This window comes from Thermostichus sp. MS-CIW-15, from assembly GCF_054060575.1.
Genome location: NZ_JBSSDI010000045.1, coordinates 1 through 17,136 on the forward strand (window position 1 = coordinate 1; position 17,136 = coordinate 17,136).

Annotated in this window: 14 protein-coding genes and 1 pseudogene; 8 read left to right on the forward strand and 7 right to left on the reverse strand. The window is 62.7% G+C overall.

Translation table 11 applies throughout. From position 1 onward, the window contains the following. Positions 1 to 577: 577 nt before the first annotated feature. Genes ACVW0R_RS12470 through ACVW0R_RS12480 form a run of 3 tightly spaced genes read right to left on the reverse strand, consistent with a single transcriptional unit; the run spans position 578 to position 3,171 of the window. On the reverse strand, positions 578 to 2,119 hold the full coding sequence (locus ACVW0R_RS12470) for an Hsp70 family protein (RefSeq protein ID WP_099812520.1): 1,542 nt from the start codon (positions 2,117 to 2,119) through the stop codon (positions 578 to 580). Continuing rightward, positions 2,119 to 2,679, reverse strand: coding sequence for a helix-turn-helix domain-containing protein (locus tag ACVW0R_RS12475; protein ID WP_071813492.1), 561 nt, complete (start codon positions 2,677 to 2,679; stop codon positions 2,119 to 2,121). Before ACVW0R_RS12475 ends, ACVW0R_RS12470 begins: the two co-directional genes overlap by 1 nt. Before the next feature lie 48 nt (positions 2,680 to 2,727). Further along, positions 2,728 to 3,171: a hypothetical protein gene (locus tag ACVW0R_RS12480; RefSeq protein WP_414348163.1), complete on the reverse strand. Its 444-nt coding sequence runs from the start codon at positions 3,169 to 3,171 to the stop codon at positions 2,728 to 2,730. 238 nt (positions 3,172 to 3,409) lie between these two features. Between ACVW0R_RS12480 and trpB the strand changes: the two genes are divergently transcribed. The 7 genes from trpB to lysS all read left to right on the forward strand — a co-directional run bounded on the left by trpB (position 3,410) and on the right by lysS (position 11,642). After that, the gene (trpB, locus tag ACVW0R_RS12485) at positions 3,410 to 4,672 is read left to right on the forward strand and encodes a tryptophan synthase subunit beta (protein WP_457502134.1); all 1,263 of its coding nucleotides are present in this window, start codon (positions 3,410 to 3,412) and stop codon (positions 4,670 to 4,672) included. A 26-nt stretch (positions 4,673 to 4,698) separates the two neighbouring features. Beyond that, on the forward strand, positions 4,699 to 5,406 hold the full coding sequence (locus ACVW0R_RS12490; protein ID WP_457502135.1) for an AMMECR1 domain-containing protein: 708 nt from the start codon (positions 4,699 to 4,701) through the stop codon (positions 5,404 to 5,406). Further along, positions 5,396 to 6,130 (forward strand): pantothenate kinase, encoded by a 735-nt coding sequence (locus ACVW0R_RS12495; protein WP_457502136.1) that lies wholly within the window; start codon positions 5,396 to 5,398, stop codon positions 6,128 to 6,130. Before ACVW0R_RS12490 ends, ACVW0R_RS12495 begins: the two co-directional genes overlap by 11 nt. A 54-nt stretch (positions 6,131 to 6,184) precedes the next feature. Continuing rightward, positions 6,185 to 7,321 carry a chorismate synthase gene (aroC, locus tag ACVW0R_RS12500; RefSeq protein WP_457502137.1) on the forward strand — a complete coding sequence of 379 codons (1,137 nt, stop codon included), beginning with the start codon at positions 6,185 to 6,187 and terminating at the stop codon, positions 7,319 to 7,321. A 52-nt stretch (positions 7,322 to 7,373) separates the two neighbouring features. After that, positions 7,374 to 8,792 (forward strand): DNA repair protein RadA, encoded by a 1,419-nt coding sequence (gene radA, locus ACVW0R_RS12505; protein ID WP_011429244.1) that lies wholly within the window; start codon positions 7,374 to 7,376, stop codon positions 8,790 to 8,792. A 488-nt stretch (positions 8,793 to 9,280) separates the two neighbouring features. Continuing rightward, entirely contained in the window at positions 9,281 to 10,069 is a 789-nt protein-coding gene (locus tag ACVW0R_RS12510) for a Uma2 family endonuclease (protein ID WP_240527750.1), read from the forward strand. Positions 10,070 to 10,115: 46 nt separating this feature from the next. Further along, on the forward strand, positions 10,116 to 11,642 hold the full coding sequence (gene lysS / locus ACVW0R_RS12515; protein WP_011429242.1) for a lysine--tRNA ligase: 1,527 nt from the start codon (positions 10,116 to 10,118) through the stop codon (positions 11,640 to 11,642). Positions 11,643 to 11,679: 37 nt separating this feature from the next. Here the strand turns inward: lysS and groL are convergent, their stop codons facing one another. From groL to ACVW0R_RS12530, 3 genes are all read right to left on the reverse strand, one after another. Beyond that, on the reverse strand, positions 11,680 to 13,308 hold the full coding sequence (gene groL, locus ACVW0R_RS12520) for a chaperonin GroEL (protein ID WP_011429241.1): 1,629 nt from the start codon (positions 13,306 to 13,308) through the stop codon (positions 11,680 to 11,682). Positions 13,309 to 13,511: 203 nt separating this feature from the next. Then, positions 13,512 to 13,841 (reverse strand): 30S ribosomal protein PSRP-3, encoded by a 330-nt coding sequence (locus ACVW0R_RS12525; protein WP_457502138.1) that lies wholly within the window; start codon positions 13,839 to 13,841, stop codon positions 13,512 to 13,514. Between the two features lie 77 nt (positions 13,842 to 13,918). Next, positions 13,919 to 15,040, reverse strand: a complete 1,122-nt coding sequence (locus ACVW0R_RS12530; protein WP_071813491.1) for an NAD(P)/FAD-dependent oxidoreductase — start codon at positions 15,038 to 15,040, stop codon at positions 13,919 to 13,921. Between the two features lie 151 nt (positions 15,041 to 15,191). Between ACVW0R_RS12530 and ACVW0R_RS12535 the strand changes: the two genes are divergently transcribed. Beyond that, positions 15,192 to 15,881, forward strand: a complete 690-nt coding sequence (locus ACVW0R_RS12535) for a Uma2 family endonuclease (protein ID WP_011429238.1) — start codon at positions 15,192 to 15,194, stop codon at positions 15,879 to 15,881. A gap of 13 nt (positions 15,882 to 15,894) precedes the next feature. Here the strand turns inward: ACVW0R_RS12535 and ACVW0R_RS12540 are convergent. Then, positions 15,895 to 17,123 (reverse strand): annotated as a pseudogene (locus ACVW0R_RS12540) (RNA-guided endonuclease InsQ/TnpB family protein). Between the last annotated feature and the right edge of the window lie 13 nt (positions 17,124 to 17,136).

The window sequence follows — 17,136 nt, forward strand, 5'->3', positions numbered from 1 at the left end:
TCAGCATCGCGTAGTGACAACGGAAACGGACAGAATGCTATCGCTTCACCGCTGAGCAGTAATGCTCAGCAGTGTTCAGCGTAAATGTATCAGTACCGGGCAGACTCGCAGCAAGGCGACCAAGGCTCAGCGCTGTTCTACGACGGGAAGCTAGTTTACCTGTCAGCAGTAGGGCCAGTCGTTTCTAATTCTTGAGAGATTGAGCTCAGGGGAGTCGGCCCTCACCCCCAGCCCCTCTCCCAGGGGGAGAGGGGAGCTAGAGATAGTGCTTCGCGCTGCCGGCGCCTTCGCGACAGCGTTGCGTAGCAATAACGACGTAGAGAAACGTTGCATCTATTTGAAATGACTATATCTGTCAAGTCATTACAAAGCCACTGCAGGGGATATACAGTCATTCTGGATGAGCTTAAGACTTTTCCCCCGCGCTTTACAGCAAAATAGGCGATTGTTCAACAAGGGATCCGCCCAAGCGCTCCACGCTGCCATTGCGACTACCCCCAGCCCCTCTCCCAGGGGGGAGAAGGGCCAGGCGGCACTGTTTGGGTTTTGGCGCGATAAAGAAGCTGAGTGCCTTTCTCTAACTCAGGGTGGCTACGGGCTGGGCTTCTACCAAAAGCTGCTGGGTTTGCAAGTCGAAGATAGTGGCCAACAGCCGCCGCGAGGCATCGACGGCAAATTCCACCTTGAGGCGATCTTCTCCTGCCCGACCTGGGGGCTGCAGGCGGGCCAGACAAGCCGGCTCAGCACCCAGGGATCGAAAATCGGTTTGTCGGGTAAGTTGGCGGCTGCTCATGCGCCCCAGCTCGTCATAGACCACCTCGGCCTGGGCCACCTGGGCCACTTCCCCCACATCGAGTCGAATTTCGGTCTGGCCATCGTTGGCCACCTGCAAGATCAAGGGCTCGGAGCGTCGGCAAGGGTAGGGGCTGCCCCGCTCGAAGAGGGGATAGTAGATGTAACTTTTTTGCCAGGGATCCCAGAGGCGGATGGCGTAGCTGTGGTGCAGGCGATCCTCGAGCTTGACCTGGCGGCCCACCTGCAGAGCGCCCAGGGCCACGGCGTCGAAGGGGCGCTCGCAGCGGACTTTCTTTTTGCCGAAGTAGGAGCGGAGCAGCTCTTGGACTGCCGGCAGTTGGGAGCTGCCTCCCACCAGGAGCACCTGCTCAATTTGGCTTTTGCCCACTCCCCTTGCCTGGGCGCTGAGCAGCACCTCGTCTAGGCACTGGCGGATCTGGTCGAGGAGCTGGTGGGTTTCTAAAATCTCCTCCAGCGCCTGCCGATTCAAGCGCAGCTCATAGGCAGTTAGAGTCTCGTCGTCGAACCAACTGCCCACAGCCTCCGGCTGGGCAGAAAGGGCGATCTTGAGCTGTTCTGCCTGCTCCAAAAGCGTCATCCAGCTCAGGGCCCCCAGCTGCTGCCGGCTCAGCCCCAGTTGCCCCAGCAGGTATTCGGCTATCCAGATGTCGATATCCACCCCGCCCACGTAGGCGTCGGCCTTGGCGATCACCTCTGCCTTGAGGACGGGGTTGCCCGGCTGGGGGGCAAGGGTGCGCACCAGGCTGAGATCCAGGGTGCCGCCGCCGAAATCCACCACCAGCACCACGGATCCCGGCTGGCCGACCGCATAGCCCAGGGCAGCGGCAGTGGCCTCGTCCACAATTTGAACGGGATCCCCGGCCACCCCCCGCAGCCAGTTCAAGTAGCGCTCAAAGGAGCCGACGGGAGCGGTAAACACCACCTGTTGCGGCTGCAGGTATTCTTGCTGGACGGCTTCCATCACCGCCTGCAAAAAAGCCTGAGCCACCCTCTCGGCGTCGTAGCGCTCCCCATCGAGAATCCGCGGTGGGGGGACAAACTCCGCCACCAGATCCCGCTTGAAGCCCTGAAACAGCCGCTGCGGCTCCACTGCCCCCCAACGCCCGGCCCGCACCGTTTCCCCCACCAAGAGCTGGCCTTTTCCCTTGACATAGACCAGGCTGGGAATGGCCGAGTAGCCCGGGCGGGAAAGGCCGGGAAAGCTGAGCAGGCGGGGCGCTTCTTGGACGGGATCCCAAACTGCCACCACAGTATTGCTGGTGCCGAAATCGATAGCCAGCGTTGCTTTGGGGACAGGTGCCATCAGCTCAATCCTCCGGGCAGCGAGCGGCTGACTTTGGCCGGGCAGAGGATGTAGTCTTTCCGGCGGTAGCCGACAAAGCGGATGTAGACGGGATCCCCTGGCCGAATGTCCGGCTGATCCGGCTGGTGCAGTTGCGGGTCGAAGGGGACGGACTCAAGAGGGCTGCCGATGGCTTCATACCCCCACTGCTGCAGCAGGGCATCCAGCGACCGGAAGAGGGCCGTCACGTTTTGGGCCGGCCAATCGGGCTTGCGCCGGGCAATCTCGCGGACGGTGGGGTAGCTGGTCAGCAGCGGCTGCAGCAGGGAAAAGATCGCTTCTGCAGTGTTCGAGCCCCTTGGACTAGGGTCGCCACCGCCAAGCAGGGATCCCAACTCCCACTCTAAAGCGGCAGCCAGCTTCTGCAGTTGCTCCAGGCGCAGGGATCCCCACTGCCCTTGGCGCACCTGATCGAGGGCGCGGCGGCTGATCCCCGCCCGGGCTTGCAGAGCCTGCCAAGAGGAGAGGCCAACGGCTTGCATCCGTTCCCGCAGCCAACTGTCCAGCGGTCTCTCGGCCATGGGGTTTTGCCAGGGATCCCTACGATCATGCCCCAACTTGGGCCTGGGTCAGGGATCCACAAAGCGCAGGGAGCGGGCTATGGCTTCCACGTCCCGGTCGTAGCGCTCGCGCCGGCTGGCCGGATAGACCAATTCAAAGCCAGCCTCTAGAGAGGGGCTGACGAGCTTTTTGAGGTAAAAAATCCGCTGGCCGTCTGGCTCGTAGCCGGAGACCACGAAAAAATCCCGACCGGCAACTTGATAGGTAACCCGGCGTCGGCTTTCCCGGCTGCGCTGCAGCTCCTCTTGCAGGGCGCTGGCGGGCGTTGCTTGAAAGACGTTGTAGCCGCCCCAAGCGCGCAGCTCAGCTCCATCTTTCCCGATAAATACCTGGCCGTCGCTGTTGTCAGCTTCCCCTTGGGGGATAAAGTCTGCCGGGTAGTCGATGCGGTAGCCAAAGCGGGCATTGATGTAGGGTTGAAAACCTAACTGGGCTGAGATTCCATTTTCCAAGCTGAGCCCGGCAAGCAGACAGGCTAGGCACGCGGCAGATCTTCTTAACTCGGTAGCCCTCTCCATACCCCTAAGTGTAGGCTGCTCTTGGAGAAGGCTGCGCCCAAAACCAAAATCCGAGGACTCCGGAAATCTTTTCCCTACAAAGAGGTCGGCCCATCTCCTTCCTGAGAGTTCTGTAGAATTGGGGAAGTTTATCTCCTATTGCCGGCTGCCAAACTCCTGCTAACCCTCTGCCATGACCACGACTTCCCCAGCTACTGCTGCCCATCCTGCTGCTTTGGATCCCCTTGACCCGAGGGTGCGTCCGGATCCGCAGGGCCGGTTTGGGCCGTTTGGGGGCCGGTTTGTGCCGGAAACCCTGATGAGTGCCCTCACAGAGCTGGAGGAAGCCTTTGAGCGGCATTGGCGGGATCCCGAGTTTCGCGCCGAGTTCCACAGCTTGTTGCGGGATTTTGTCGGTCGGCCCAGCCCCCTCTACTTTGCCCAGCGGCTGACCGAGCACTACGACGGCCCCCAGATCTACCTCAAGCGCGAAGACCTCAACCACACCGGCGCCCACAAGATCAACAACGCCCTTGGCCAAGTGCTGCTGGCGGTGCGCATGGGCAAGCGAAGGATCATTGCCGAGACCGGCGCTGGCCAGCATGGGGTGGCTACGGCAACGGTGTGTGCTCGTTTTGGGCTGGAATGCGTCATCTACATGGGGGCAGTGGACATGGAGCGGCAGGCCCCCAATGTGCAGCGGATGCGCCTGCTGGGCGCTGAGGTAAGGGGGGTCGAATCAGGCACAGCCACCCTCAAAGACGCCCTCTCCGAGGCCATCCGCGACTGGGTAACCAACGTGGAGACCACCCACTACGTCATCGGCACGGTGGCCGGACCCCACCCCTACCCGAAGCTGGTGCGGACCTTTCACGATGTCATCGGCCAGGAGACGCGGCAGCAGTGCCAAGAGAAATGGGGAGGACTGCCGGACGTGCTGCTGGCCTGTGTGGGCGGCGGCTCCAATGCCCTGGGGTTGTTCAACGAGTTTGTTCAGGATCCCCAAGTGCGGCTTATCGGCATCGAGGCTGCCGGGGAGGGCTTGCACACCTCCCGCCACGCCGCCACCCTCAGCCGCGGTCGCGTTGGGGTCTTGCACGGGGCCATGAGCTACCTGCTGCAAGATGAAGAAGGCCAGGTGCAGGAGGCCCATTCCATCAGCGCCGGCTTGGATTACCCCGGCGTGGGGCCGGAGCACAGCTACTTAAAAGCAATTGGGCGAGCCGAGTACTACGCCGTTACCGACGACGAGGCGGTAGAGGCGCTGCTGCTGCTGTCGCGCCTGGAGGGGATCATCCCCGCTCTGGAGACGGCCCATGCCCTGGCCTACCTGAAGACTTTGGCCCCCCAGCTTGGCCCCCAGCAGCGGGTGGTGGTCAACTGCTCCGGGCGGGGCGACAAGGATCTGAACACCGTTTTCAAGTACTTGCAGAAGCGGGGGCATAGCCTAGCCTAGAGTTGGGTTGGCAAGATCCTCAGCTCGTGTCCACCTTTGCCATTCGATCGCTCAGCCTGCTGGCCTTGTTTCTGGGGGCAGGGCTAGGGCTGCTGGCCGGATCCCGGCCAGAGGTTTCTGGGCGCGTTGGCGGGATCCCGTCCCCGGCCACGAGTTCCCCGGCAGGCGCCTTGCCCCGCAACGGCGGGACGGAGGGGATCCCTGCTTCCGTCCAGCCGCAACCCTTGCCCAAGACGCTGCCGGCCCTGGCGCGGCAGGCCATCGCCCACTACTTCGCCACTGGCCAGGTGCTGCCTGCTCCAGAAGAGATCCCGCCCCACTGGCGGCGCCCGGCGGGAGTTTTTGTTACGGTGACCAGGGAGGGACGGCCCCGCGGCTGTTGGGGCAGCTTGGATCCCGGCGGCGAGGATCTGGCCAGGGCCACCATCCGGGCGGCGGTGGGGGCTGTTACTCGCGACTGGCGCTATCGGCCCCTGCAACCCGGCGAGCTGGAGTCGGCTTCTATTCAGGTGGCCATCGTGCGACGGGTGGTGCCCATCCCCTCTCTGGAGCAGGTGGATCCCACCCGCATGGGCCTGTTCATTCGCGCGGGGACACGGGGGGCGGTGTTGCTGCCCGGAGAGGCTCTGACGACGGCCTGGCAGCTCTCCACCGCCAAGCAATTGGCCGGGATCCCTGCCGATCAGCCGGTGGAGCTGTTTCGCGTGGAGGCGGAGCTGTTGCATGAGTTCTGAGGCAGAGCGGTGGCTGGCCGCCGTGGTGGGCAACACCCACGTGCGCTGGGGCTGGTTTGCTGGCGAGAGCTTGGTGAAGGTGGAGCAGTTTCCCGCCCACCAACCCCTATCCTGGCCAGAAGAGACGGAGCTGTGGCTAGCTGCCGTTGCCTCTGCCCCTTTGCCGCCCCGATCCCCCTGGGTGCATTGCCTTGAGCTCTCCCAGGTGCCGCTGCGGGATCCCTACCCAAGCCTGGGGCTGGATCGGGCACTGGCTCTGTGGGCCGCCGGGATCCGCTACGGCTGGCCCTGCTTGGTCATCGACGCCGGCACCGCCTTGACCCTGACGGGAGCTGACGCCGAGGGATCCCTGGTGGGAGGAGCGATCCTGCCCGGCCTGGGGTTGCAGGCGCAGGCGCTGGCCGACCACACCGCCTGGCTGCCCAAAGTGGAGTGGGATCCCGGCGCTCCCATACCCCCCCGCTGGGCCAGGAACACTGGGGCCGCCATCCGCAGCGGCATTCTTCATACCCTGCTGGCCGGCTTGCGGGATTTTCTGGCCGACTGGCGCCGCCGCTTTCCCCAAGGCCCGCTGCTAGTAACCGGCGGCGATGGCGAGCTACTCTACCCCCACCTGCGGCCCCTTGACGCAGAGCTGCGCTGGGATCCCCACCTGGTGTTGCGGGGGATTGCCGGCTGCCGTCAGTTGCACCGCGTCGTCCGCAAGCCTTCTGGTGCAGAATAGAAGACAGTCTCTCCCAGCCGCCTGCGAGCGGGCAGCTTCTTGCTCAGGGATCCCATGGCCAACGGCAACTCCTTCGGCGTCTTGTTTTGCGTCACCACCTACGGCGAGTCCCACGGGGGGGCGGTGGGGGTGGTGGTGGACGGCTGCCCGCCGCGGCTGCCCTTGAGCGAGGCCGACATCCAGGCGGAGCTGGATCGGCGCCGTCCCGGCCAGAGCCACATCACCACGCCGCGCCAGGAGGCGGATCGCTGCCAGATCCTCTCCGGGGTTTTCCAAGGCTTTACCCTCGGCACCCCCATCCACATCCTGGTGCGCAACCAGGACGCCCGCCCCCAGGATTACAGCGAGATGGCCACCACCTTCCGCCCTTCCCATGCCGATGCCACCTACCAGGCCAAGTACGGCATCCGCAACTGGCAGGGGGGAGGGCGGGCCTCGGCGCGGGAGACCATTGGCCGGGTGGCCGCCGGGGCCATCGCCAAGAAGATCCTGCGCCTGGCAGCAGGGGTAGAGATCCTGGCCTATGTGCAGCGGGTCCAAGACGTAGAGGCCCAGGTGGATCCCAGCTCCGTGACGGCGGAGCAGGTGGAAGCCAACATCGTCCGCTGCCCCGATCCAGCCGCGGCGGCGGCGATGATTGAAAAAATTGAAGCAGCGGCGCGGGAAGGAGATTCTCTCGGGGGAGTGGTGGAATGTGTGGCCCGCAATGTGCCCCGCGGGCTGGGCTGCCCGGTGTTCGACAAATTGGAGGCCGACCTGGCCAAGGCGGTGATGTCGCTGCCGGCCAGCAAGGGGTTTGAGATCGGTTCGGGGTTTGCCGGCACCTACCTGACGGGCAAGCAGCACAACGACGAGTTCTACATGACCCCCAGCGGCTGGCGCACCCGCAGCAACCGCTCCGGCGGCATCCAAGGGGGCATCAGCAATGGCGAAGACATCGTCCTGCGGGTGGCCTTCAAGCCCACTGCCACCATTCGCCAGCCCCAAAACACCGTTACCCTCGACGGCCGGGAGACTGTCTTGGCGGCGCGGGGACGCCACGATCCCTGCGTGCTGCCGCGGGCAGTGCCGATGGTGGAGGCGATGGTAGCCATAGTTCTCTGCGACCATCTGCTGCGCCACCACGCCCAGTGCCGATCCCTGGCCTTGCCAGAGGTGCCCATTCCCGCCGTTCCCCTGCCCCACAGCTAGCGGCAGCCGGTCGGAGTCCTTGTATCCTAAGAAAGAGGCGGGATCCCTGTTCATGGCCAAGGCCAAAACCGTCTGGGAGTGCAGCCAGTGCGGCGAGCGCTACCCCAAGTTTTTGGGCCGCTGCGACAACTGTGGCGCCTGGAACACGCTGACGGAGGTGGTCGTCGCCCCCTCTTCTAAGTCTGGGCCACCGCAGCGGCTCGTTCCCCAGCGCAGCCGCGGCAACGGGATGCCCCTGTCGGCCCTTCCCCTCTCCCAAGTCTCCTCGGAGAGCCACCCCCGCCTCTCCTCTGGCTCCGGCGAGTTCGACCGGGTGTTGGGAGGTGGCATCGTGCCGGGATCCCTGGTGTTGATCGGCGGCGATCCAGGCATTGGCAAGAGCACCCTGCTGCTGCAGACTGCTGCGCATCTCGCCAAGCGGGGGCCCATCTTGTACGTGTCGGGGGAGGAATCGGCCCAGCAGATCAAGCTGCGCGCCGCTCGCATTAGCGGGACGGAGTCCTTGCGGCTGGGGATAGAAAGCGAGCAGCTCTACCTATTGGCGGAAACCGACCTGGAGGCCATTGTGGCCGAGATCCAGGCCCTACAGCCCCAGGTGGCGATCATCGACAGCATCCAGGCCATCTTCTGGGGGCAGCTCAGCTCGGCGCCGGGATCCGTTTCCCAGGTGCGGGAATGCGCCGGCCTCTTGATGCGAGTGGCCAAAAAACTGGGGGTGGCCCTGCTCATCGTTGGCCATGTTACCAAAGATGGATCCCTGGCCGGGCCCAAGGTGCTGGAGCACCTGGTGGACACCGTCTTGTACTTTGAGGGGGATCGCTTTCAGAGCCACCGCCTGCTGCGCGCCGTCAAAAACCGCTTTGGGGCGGCCCAGGAAATCGGCGTTTTCGAGATGACCGCCTCTGGCTTGGTGGAGGTGGACAATCCCTCGCAGCTTTTTTTGAGCAGCCGGGATCAGGCCACGCCGGGAACGGCCACCATCGTCGCCTGTGAGGGCACCCGCCCCTTGGTGGTGGACGTGCAGGCCCTGGTCAGCCCCACCAGCTACAGCTCCCCCCGCCGCACCGCCACCGGCATCGAGCTCAACCGCTTTTTGCAGATCTTGGCGGTGCTGGAAAAACGGGTGGGGATCCCGCTTTCCAAATACGACGCCTACATTGCCTCCGCCGGCGGCATCCAGGTGGCCGAGCCAGCTGCCGACTTGGGGGTGGCGGTGGCCGTGGCCGCCAGCTTCCGAGATCGCCAGGTGGATCCCTTTACGGTCTTGATCGGCGAGGTGGGCCTGGGGGGACAGGTGCGCCCGGTGGCGCAGTTGGAGCAGCGCCTCAAGGAAGCCGCCAAGCTGGGGTTCCGCCACGCCATCATCCCCAACAGCCCCGTTTTGGCCGACTCTGGCCTGCGCTTGAGCCGGGTGCAGCGGGTGTTGGAAGCTCTGCTGGTGGCTCTGCCCAGCTCCGAGCCTGGCCAGTGAGAAGGGATCCCCAACTTGCCCAGTTGGGCGGTCGAGCTCCGCCAAGAACCAAGCTACGGGAAAATGTCATAGAATAAAGGTTTGTGCGACAACAGCAACCGGATCCCGGCCCGGATGGGCACACTATCCTACAGACCCTGGCGCAAGAGACTGACCTAAGGATCGACCTATGGCGTTGGTAGCCCTGTTTCTTTTCGTGGTGTACCTGATCGTCTCCAGCTTGAACGCCCAGGCGGAGCGCTAGCTGCTTTCCAAAAGGGATCCGGCCAAAGCTGAGGAGGTCGGGCAGGATTTTTTGTCTCTTGCCCCGCTCCAGGAGGCAGGCCCTCGGCCCAGGGTTGGGCTTCTATCTCTGGTGTGGATTGGAGAAGCTCTCTGGTCGCCTTTTTCCCCAAAACCTTTGCTACCCTCGAGATGGTTCGATATCGGCTCGATTGACCAACAACCGAGCAGTCGCTAGCAGCGGCCCTGCAAAGGATCCCGGCATCATGGTTTCTGCACCTTCTAGCCCCCTCAAGCCCTCGACGCCGGCAGCGGAGTTTCCACCGCCGCCCCCACCCGATATCAGTGACCTGGTGATCGAGGACGACCAGCCTGTGGACAGCATCTACTCGGAGAAGCTGCAGCGCCTGCTCACGAGCGCCCTCTACGCCTCCTTTCAGCCCAGAGCCAAAGACAGCGGCGAGCCGATCCCCTTCCTGGCCACGGCCAACGTCGGCCTGTTCTACGCCCTCAAGCAGCCGCCGCTCGTGCCCGATGTCATGCTCAGCCTGGAGGTAGCTCCCCCCGCCAGCTTCGAGCGCAAGGAAGATCGCACCTACTTTGTCTGGGAGATGGGCAAGCCTCCCGACGTGGTCATTGAGATTGTCTCCAACCGCGAGGGAGAAGAGCTGGGCCGCAAACTCAGGGACTACGCCCGCGCCGGCGTGGGCTACTACGGGGTTTACGATCCTTTGCGGCAACTGCGGGAGCTGCAGGGATCCCCACTGGTTCTTTTTCAGCGGCGGGGGGGAGAGTTGGTTCCCTTCGATTCCACCTGGCTGGAGGAGATTGGCCTGGGCTTGACCCTCTGGCAGGGATCCTTCGAGGGCGTCAACACGGAATGGCTGCGCTGGTGTGACCGAGAGGGCCAAGTTTTACCCACCGGCGACGAAAAGGCCGCCCTAGAGCAGCAGCGGGCCGAGAGAGAACGCCAACGGGCTGAAAGAGAACGCCAACGGGCCGAAAGACTTTTGGAGCTGCTGCGTTCCCACGGGATCGCGCCGCCGGAAGCGTAAAAAAGGATCCCGTCCGTCCCTGAAATCCTCTATCCCTTTTACCCCTATGTCCACTCTCCCCAGCAGCAGCGAAGCTGCCCAACGGGCCGCCCGCCTGGAAAAGGCCCGCCACCTGCAGGAGCAAGGGATCCTGCCCTACGCCTATTCTTTCCCGGTTACCCACTTGGCTGCCGAGTTGCAGGCGCAATTTGCCGATCTCGAGCCCGGCGCCGAGCGGGAGGATGTGCAGGTGGCGGTGGCCGGGCGGATCCGGGCGCGGCGGGTCATGGGCAAACTGGCCTTCTTTACCCTGCAGGATCGCTCTGGCACCATCCAGCTCTACCTGGAAAAGCAACGGCTGACGCAGCACATGGGGGAGCTGGCCTTCAAGAACCTGGACAAGCTGCTTGACGTGGGCGATTGGCTGGGGGCCAAGGGCTGTCTCAAGCGCACCGAGAAAGGGGAGCTGTCGGTGCGGGTGGACGAGTACCAGGTGCTGACCAAGGCCCTGCTGCCCCTGCCCGATAAGTGGCACGGCCTACGGGATGTGGAGAAACGCTACCGCCAGCGCTACGTTGACCTCATCGTCAACCCCGAGGTCAAGCAAACCTTGCTCGACCGGGCCAAGATCGTCCGCTCCCTGCGGCAGACCCTGGAGGAGCGGGGCTTTGTGGAGATCGAGACGCCGGTGCTGCAGGTGATCCCCGGCGGGGCGGAGGCGCGTCCCTTCATCACCCACCACAACGCCCTGGATCTAGATCTCTACTTGCGCATTGCCACCGAGCTGCACCTGAAGCGGCTGGTGGTGGGCGGGATCGAGCGGGTGTACGAAATTGGGCGAGTCTTTCGCAACGAGGGCATCTCCACCCGCCACAACCCGGAGTTTACCTCGCTGGAGGCCTACCAAGCCTTTGCCGACTACCACACGATGATGGAGCTGACCGAAGCCCTGGTCTGCAACGCCGCCCTGGCAGTGCGGGGATCCCTGCAAATTACTTACCAAGGGGAGACCATTGACCTCACCCCACCCTGGCGGCGGGTAACGATCCAGGAGTTGGTGGAGGAGGCCACCGGCATCTTCATCGACGTGGAAAAGGGATCCACCGCCGAGCTCTTGCCCGCCCTGGCCCAGCAGGGGATCCCCGATCTCTCCCCCCACGACTCCCCTGGCAAGCTGTTGGTCAAAGCCTTCGAGCACTGCTGCGAGAGCCGCCTGCGCCAGCCGACCTTTGTTCTCGACTATCCCCTGGAGGTGTGTCCGCTCACCAAGCCCCACCGCAGCAAGCCGGGGTTGGCGGAGCGCTTCGAGCTGTTTATCGTCGGGCGGGAGACGGCCAACGCCTACTCGGAGCTGACCGACCCGGTGGATCAGCGGCAGCGGCTGGAGGCCCAGGCGGCCCTGAAGGCAGCCGGAGACGAAGAGGCCCACTTTTTGGACGAAGACTTCCTCACTGCCCTGGAGTACGGCCTTCCCCCCACCGGTGGCCTGGGCATCGGCATCGACCGTCTGGCGATGCTGCTGTGCGACGCTGCCAGCATCCGCGATGTCATCGCCTTCCCCCTGCTGCGACCGGAGACGGGAGAAAGCCCCTGAATAGGGGCCTACGCCACAAGGGCATGGTTTAGGGGAGTTACATCATCCCCGCACCGCCGGAGCGGCTCGCTCCTGTTTTCGTCTTGGGTTCGGGCTTTTCCACCACAATGGCTTCGGTGGTGAGGTACATGGCGGCGATGGAAGCGGCATTCTGCAGCGCCGAGCGTACGACCTTGGCCGGATCCACGATCCCCTGAGCAAACATGTCCACATAGGTGCCCGTCAGGGCATCAAAGCCAAAGGGCATCTCCTTCTCCAGAACCTTTTCCACCACCACCGACCCCTCCAGGCCAGCGTTGTGGGCAATCTGATAGAGCGGCGCCTGCAAAGCCCGGCAGACAATGTCCGCCCCCACCTGCTCTTCTGCGTTCAAGTTGGCCTTGAAGGCCGGGATCCCTTTGGAAAGATGCAGCAACGTTGCCCCGCCACCGGGGACGATCCCTTCCTCCACTGCCGCCCGCGTGGCGTTGAGGGCATCTTCAATGCGCAGCTTGCGGTCTTTAAGCTCCGTTTCAGTGGCAGCTCCCACCTTGATCACCGCCACCCCACCGGCCAGCTTGGCGATCCGCTCCTGCAGCTTCTCGCGGTCGTACTCGGAATCGGTGGTCTCCAGTTGCTTGCGGATCTGGGCCACCCGTTTCTCCACCGCCGCCTTGGTGCTGCCGTCGGTCACAATGGTGGTCTTGTCTTTGGTAACGGTAATCTTGCGGGCCACCCCCATCATGTCCAGGGTGACGTTCTCCAGCTTGATGCCGATATCCTCGGAGATGAGCTGCCCACCGGTGAGGATGGCAATGTCCTCCAACATGGCCTTGCGCCGATCCCCAAAAGCCGGCGCCTTCACCGCCACCGCGTTCAACACCCCCCGCAGCTTGTTGACCACCAAAGTGGCCAGGGCTTCTCCCTCCACATCCTCGGCAATCACCAGCAGCGGCCGTCCCTCTCGCGCTACCCGCTCCAGAACAGGCACCAGATCCTGAAGATTGGAGAGCTTATTACTGGTGATGAGCAGATAGGCATTTTCGTATTCGGCCACCATCCGCTCCGTATCGGTGACGAAATAGGGGGAAATGTAGCCGCGGTCGAACTGCATCCCTTCGACAACTTCCAATTGGGTTTCCAAGGACTTGGACTCTTCGACCGTAATCACCCCATCTCGCCCCACGGCATCCATGGCCCTGGCGATCATCTCCCCCACTTCCGGGTCGTTGCCGGCAGAGATGGTAGCTACCTCGGCGATGTTCTTGCGGCCTTCCACAGGCTTAGCTTGAGCGGCAATTTGCTCCACCAGGTAGGCAGTGGTCTTCTCGATGCCGCGCCGCAAAGCTACAGGGTTGGCTCCTGCCGAAATATTCTTCAACCCCTCCTGCACCATGCTCTGGGCCAAAATGGTGGCTGTGGTGGTGCCGTCTCCGGCCACGTCGTTGGTCTTGGTGGCCACTTCCCGCATCAGCTGGGCACCGGTGTTCTCCAAAGGATCCGCCAATTCAATTTCCTTGGCAATGGTGACCCCGTCGTTGACGATCTGGGGGGCGCCGAACTTTTTCTCCAGAAGGACGTTGCGCCCTTTCGGGCCAATGGTAACCTTAACTGCATCCGCCAGTTGATTGATGCCCTGCTCCAATGCCTTGCGGGCCTCTTCCCTAAACAGAATCTGTTTTGCCATAGAATCCCCGATCCTCTTAGTTTCAACTGGGCCGCTTAGCGCTGCCAGGCGGAGTGGGATCCCAGAAGGGCCCCGGCGATCCATTGGCTTGGCCGAGCCCAAAGTTAGCACTCTGAAATCCCGAGTGCTAATCTAGCCCAAAAGCAGGATCCCCATCAAGATGGGTTGGGTTTGGAGTCGCGGCCTCGGCGGGGAGGGGAGAGCTAGGCGTTGCCGCCGATGAGGATGTCGGGGAACTGGGCTTGGGCTTCGCGGATGGGGCGCTCGCGTCCGCCGTTTTGCCAGTAGTTGATCAGTTCAGTGGCTTGGTTGAGTAGAGTGATGCGATCTTCCTCGCTGATCCAAGTTTTGCTCTCCAGCTCGGCTTTGAGCTGTTCCCAGGCGTCATCCCGCGGCCAGAAAAAGTAGCGGGTGAGGGGGCTGCGGTTTTTGGCCACCACCTGATCCACGGCGATGGCCAAATCGTTTTCCAGCCAGAGGGCTTTCAGGGCAAATTTCGGCAAGGCTCTTTTCTCCTTTGCAGGACTCGACAGATCACACACTGGCCCGGCCTGAGCCGGGCAACCTTCTATTCTGACATAAGTCTTGCTACCTCAGTGGATAGGCCAGCTCAGCCCTGTTTAGGTCTTGGGGCAAAAGCGCTTAGATCGCACAGGGCTGTTTCCCCTTTCAGCACCAAATCCCTCAGGATGGCGGCGCTAATCGGGGCCAGCAACACTCCATTGCGGTAGTGGCCGGTGGCAACCAAAAGATTGACATAGCCGGGAGCCGGCCCCAGAATGGGGGCGCGCTGCCCCAGCGGTCGGGGTCGATGGCCGGCCCAGTGCTCCAGCAGGGTGGCTTCGGCTAGGGCCGGGCAGATGCCGATGGCGTGGGCCAGCAGATCCTGTAAGGCCAGCAGCGTCGGCTGGGGATGGGGGGCCTGAAACTCCACGGTTGCCCCCACCCACAGGGATCCATCCCCCAGGGGGACCAGATGCAGATCCTCGTCGCTGACCACCGGCCCCAGGGGGATCCCCGCCGCTTTGACCCGCAGAGCCTGGCCTTTGACCGCCTGCAGAGGGATCCGCAAGCCCAGCTCCTCGGCCAGAGGGGAGCTGTCCAGGCCGGCAGCGAGAACGACATGGCCTGCCGAGAAGGCGAAGGCTGGCGTATAAACTGCCTGTAGGCGAAAGGGAGGATCCGGGCTGCGCTGCATCTTCTGAACCGGCTGATGGAAGAAGAAGCGGCAGCCTCTGCGTTGGGCTGCTTCCACAAGCGCCTGCGTAAGGAGGCGGGGTTGGATCTGCCGATCTTGGGGAGAGTAGAGGGCTCCCCCCAGGTCGCTGCGCAAACCTGGCTGCAGGGATCCCACTTCGCCAGGGCTGAGAAACTCCAGGCGGTAACCTGCTTGCCGGCGAGCCGCCAGGGTTGCTTGCCAAGCGTCCACTTCCTCCTCCCGGAGGAGCTTGAGGATGCCGTGCCGATTGACGGGCAAAGTCCGACCCAAGTCGGCTTCCAGCCGCGCAATCAGGGGATCGAACTGCTCCAGGCTTTTCAGGCGCAACTGCACCACCTCCCCATCTGGCTGGCGGCTGCAGATCCCCATCAACACCCCCAACGAGGCCCCGGTGGCGCCTGAGGCCGGATCCCTGGCGTCGATCCCAACCACCGATAGCCCTGCTGTGGCCAATTCGTAGGCGATGGCACAGCCCACCACCCCACAGCCGATCACCAAAACGTCGCAGTTCAAGGTTCCTCCTCAAAGAGAGCCCTTTTGCCGTGATACCCCATTCTGCGGGCGGGATCCCTTCTGGAGAGCGGCCAGCTTTGCCGCCCTTGTCCTCTGCGGCAAAAAGTAGGGGAAACGGCGAAGATGTCGACATCCCCGACTGCCTTTGCCCATGGATACTGAACTGCTGCTGCCCGATGTCGCTGATCTGGTCACTGAGGACGATACCCCGGCGGATAACTTTGCCTCTGAAAAGCAACAGCGCCTCCTGACTGGCTCGCTCTACAGCTCTCTGCCCCACAAAACCTTCCTGGCAGCAGCCAATGTCGGGATCTACACAACCCCCAGTCGCCCCCCGATTGTGTCGGATGTTTTTCTCAGCCTGGATGTCACGGTGCCGGAACAATGGTGGGAGAAGCAGAACCGGTGCTATCTGCTCTGGCAATTTGACAAGCCGCCGGATGTGGTGATCGAGATTGTCTCCAACCGCGAAGGCGACGAGCTAGGTGGCAAGTTCAGCCGCTACGAGCAGATGCGGGTCAGCTACTACGTGGTTTTTGATCCCAACCACGAGCTGGGATCCGAGGAGCTGCGCCTTTTTGAGCTGCGGGGCCGCCACTATGCGGAAATGACCGAGACCTGGCTGGAACAGGTGGAGCTGGGCCTGAGGCTGTGGGACGGAGTTTTCGAGGGGAAACAAGCCCGCTGGCTGCGCTGGTGCGATGCCAAAGGGCAGTTGCTTTTGACGGGAGATGAGCGGGCCGAGCTGGAACGCCAACGAGCCGAACAGGAACGCCAGCGGGCCGAGCGTCTGGCAGCAAGGTTGCGGGCTTTGGGCGAGGATCCGGATCTGGAGAGGTGACGTACTCCCGCACTTATGCTGACGCATAGAGTGCAGGCTTCCCAGTGACTCCTGCCCAATGGCAGGACATTTCCTGAGCTTGAAGAACGGGACGCCCCACCGCTCTGGATTTGATGACCCTGGCTGAGTTGTGATCCCTGCCAATCCTCAACCCACAGTGCGGACAATCGTGCCACCGCTCATGCAGCTCTTTGGGCACCTCACGACCACACCCCGAGCACCCTTGACTGCTGCCGCGGGGATCCCCTGCAATCGTCAACAGCCCAGCTCTTTCAGCCTTGGCTGCCAAAATTTGCAGGAACTCACCCCAACCGGCGTCATGGATAGATTTGGCCAACCTTGTCCTTGCCAGACCTTTGATGTTCAATGCCTCATGGGCTATGTGTCTCCCTCTTTGCAAAAGCTGATGAGCAACTTTGTGGTGGAAATCCTGGCGCTGGTTGGCTACTTTCTGATGTGCCTTGCTCAACCTCTTGACCGCTTTCTGGTAGCGGTTTGACCCCTTCTGCTTGCGCGATACAGACCGTTGCAGCCGCTTGAGGGGCTTTTGCGCCCTACGGTAATGCTGAGGAACCTCAACCGCCTCACCCTCATCGGTGACCAAGAAAGAGCTTAGCCCCAGGTTATCCCCATCGTGTTTTCCCACGTTGGCGGGTCAGGGCTCCATTCCGGGACAGACCGATCTTGTAAGCTCAAGGTCACATACCATCCATCAGCCTTGCGGGCAACGGTAGCAGTTTTAATCACGAAGCCGTCCGGCAAAGGGCGGTGTTGGACCAGCTTGACCGGCCCAACCTTGGGCAGATGGATAAACTGCCCTCGAATGCAGTCCTGCTTCATCTGAGGGAAGGTGAAGGAGCGATACCGCCCTACTCCCTTAAACCTAGGCCTGCCTGCCCTTTTGCCGTTGCGGTCACCTTTTAGCCATCGGTCAAAGGCCCTTTGTACCCGCTGTAGGCAGTCTTGGAGCACCTGGGAATGAATCGCTTGGTATTCGGGGAAGAGAGCCTTTGTGTTTACCAAGTCTCGTTTCTGTGAGTCGAAGGTGGGCTTGTCTTTCAACACAGGCAGATGGCAGACTGTCAACGGGCAAGCGTGGCTGTTGCAGCGATTCTGCTCCCACCCGTTGAACCGTTCTGCCAGGCGATAGTTGTACTGCCTACGCAGCAGCTCCAGCCACTCACCCATCAGGGCGACTTGGCTAGCAGTAGGGCGCAAGCGGTACTGGTAAGCGGTTCTCATGATGAATGCATTG

Coding starts and splice junctions, on each gene's coding strand:
- ACVW0R_RS12470 (WP_099812520.1), bottom strand. CDS start 2,119: ATGGCACCTGTCCCCAAAGCAACGCTGGCTATCGATTTCGGCACCAGC.
- ACVW0R_RS12475 (WP_071813492.1), bottom strand. CDS start 2,679: ATGGCCGAGAGACCGCTGGACAGTTGGCTGCGGGAACGGATGCAAGCC.
- trpB (WP_457502134.1), top strand. CDS start 3,410: ATGACCACGACTTCCCCAGCTACTGCTGCCCATCCTGCTGCTTTGGAT.
- ACVW0R_RS12495 (WP_457502136.1), top strand. CDS start 5,396: ATGAGTTCTGAGGCAGAGCGGTGGCTGGCCGCCGTGGTGGGCAACACC.
- aroC (WP_457502137.1), top strand. CDS start 6,185: ATGGCCAACGGCAACTCCTTCGGCGTCTTGTTTTGCGTCACCACCTAC.
- radA (WP_011429244.1), top strand. CDS start 7,374: ATGGCCAAGGCCAAAACCGTCTGGGAGTGCAGCCAGTGCGGCGAGCGC.
- ACVW0R_RS12510 (WP_240527750.1), top strand. CDS start 9,281: ATGGTTTCTGCACCTTCTAGCCCCCTCAAGCCCTCGACGCCGGCAGCG.
- lysS (WP_011429242.1), top strand. CDS start 10,116: ATGTCCACTCTCCCCAGCAGCAGCGAAGCTGCCCAACGGGCCGCCCGC.
- groL (WP_011429241.1), bottom strand. CDS start 13,308: ATGGCAAAACAGATTCTGTTTAGGGAAGAGGCCCGCAAGGCATTGGAG.
- ACVW0R_RS12535 (WP_011429238.1), top strand. CDS start 15,192: ATGGATACTGAACTGCTGCTGCCCGATGTCGCTGATCTGGTCACTGAG.